Genomic DNA, 1,812 nt, shown 5'->3' on the forward strand with positions numbered 1-1,812 from the left:
CACAAACACCTACGGTGAGAAAAAGTAAGTTTGGATTATCTGATAAATTATTTTTTATTGCGTAACCCATTATCAAACCCAGTAATAGGCTCCCAATACAATTTACTAAAAAAGTCCCTAAAGGAAATTGCAGTGTATTAAAATTTATAAATTTACTTACTAGGAACCTCAATACACTGCCTAACCCACCACCAAAAAAAACAAAAACTAGTTCCTTCATTTCAAATCATTGTTTTCAATGTTCTCTTGTTGTACAGGAATATAAATGTCAGTTTTCCAATTCGCAGGATTGGGTTCTTCAGGAAGTGAAGTCGTATATACTTCAACAATACTTAGGTTTTCATCTTTATTAAAACCAGTGTCTAAAAGGTACTTATCAGCGGCTTCATACGCTTCACTTAAATAGTTGTGTTTTCCGGTAAGTGTAACTTTTACAGCAGAAATGGTAGGCATAAAACCAGTAATTGCAGGACTGTTATCGGGTAAAATAACACGGTCAGTTGTTGGAATTCCTACCGAAAAAATAGTTGAATTATTCATTTCATCCCAACTTAAGTAAGCCACAAACGGACTCCCATCTATAGGAATATTGTTCTCAATCATAAATGTTTTTAGTTGTGAAATCATAGGTGCTGATTTTGCACTCACTTCATTTTGTTTGGAGGCTGTACTGTTGTATAAATAAAACCCACCACTACGCTGAGTAAGCCCTGAAACATTAATTTCGTATTCATTCATTTTTAATTGTAAAACACTATCGAGGTTTTGAAGGGACTTTTTATACATTTCACTTATCCTAGATTCAATATTTATTTTCTTTATTGCAAAAAGTATTTTTTCTTTAAGACCTAACTCTCCTTTCATTTCCCAGGTTACAGTTGTTTTTTGATTGTTAGTATTTGGATTGAATTTCCAATTTACCAGATATCCATCATCCTCTAAAGCACCATCAAAGATAATTTTTTGAATAAGTGAATCATGAGGGTGACTGCTAAGTGTTTGCATAGCGCCTTTTCCATCTTTTTCACTTTCCCAAGAGTAAAAACTGCCTTCACCTTTTGTGTTTTCGGGGTAGTGAATTTTCAAGGATTCATCCTTCATCCACGAACCCCAATCTTCCCAATTTTTATAATCACTTACTTCATTAAAAACTACCTGTACAGGTGCAATGATTTCAATTTGTTCTGAAACCGTAAACTTGCCGTCCTGAGTTCCAAAATAGAGAGCTGACCCTATGAACACTATCAACAACAAAAAGAATAAATATTTAAAAAATTTCATATAAAAAAAATTTCAGGTTCTGAAAGCTAAGATAGCTAATATTACAGTGCTAATTTATTACATTTGTAGGAATCAAAAATTAAATTAGAATGAAAATAAAAATTTTAAGCATATTTATTTTAGCAGCCTTTATTTTAGTGGGTTGTAAGGAAAATACCCCAGCGGCTCAAACAGAGGAAAAAAAGGAGTCGGCTTTTAAATACAAAGTTGATCAATTTGCAGACTTGCAAGTATTGAGATATCAAGTTCCCGGATGGGATGAACTTTCCCTAAAGGAACAAGAACTTGTTTATTACTTAACACAAGCCGGACTTGCCGGCAGAGACATTATGTGGGATCAAAATTACCGACATAATCTTGAAATCAGGAATGCACTGGAGCAAGTTTATTCAAGCTACAATGGTGATAAAACAACTGAAGACTGGAATAATTTTGAGACTTATTTAAAAAGGGTTTGGTTTTCAAACGGTATTCATCACCATTATTCAAACGATAAATTACCGACAAATTTTTCTCAATCTTATCTAAAGA

General features: G+C 33.2%; 2 protein-coding genes and 1 pseudogene. 1 reads left to right on the forward strand and 2 read right to left on the reverse strand.

Annotated features, from left to right (window positions below; translation table 11 throughout):
• Together AACY61_RS13235 and AACY61_RS13240 are read right to left on the reverse strand one after the other, a co-directional pair.
• A partial coding sequence (locus AACY61_RS13235; RefSeq protein WP_339612053.1) for a CrcB family protein occupies window positions 1-220 on the reverse strand: 220 nt, incomplete at its 3' end.
• Window positions 217-1,281, reverse strand: coding sequence for an SRPBCC family protein (locus AACY61_RS13240; RefSeq protein ID WP_339612054.1), 1,065 nt, complete (start codon window positions 1,279-1,281; stop codon window positions 217-219). The genes AACY61_RS13240 and AACY61_RS13235, both read right to left, overlap by 4 nt.
• Window positions 1,282-1,370: 89 nt before the next feature.
• Here AACY61_RS13240 and AACY61_RS13245 point away from each other — a divergent pair.
• Window positions 1,371-1,812, forward strand: a pseudogene (locus AACY61_RS13245) (dihydrofolate reductase); the annotation flags it as partial.

The sequence above is a fragment of the uncultured Planktosalinus sp. genome, from assembly GCF_963973675.1.
Taxonomy (GTDB): domain Bacteria; phylum Bacteroidota; class Bacteroidia; order Flavobacteriales; family Flavobacteriaceae; genus Planktosalinus.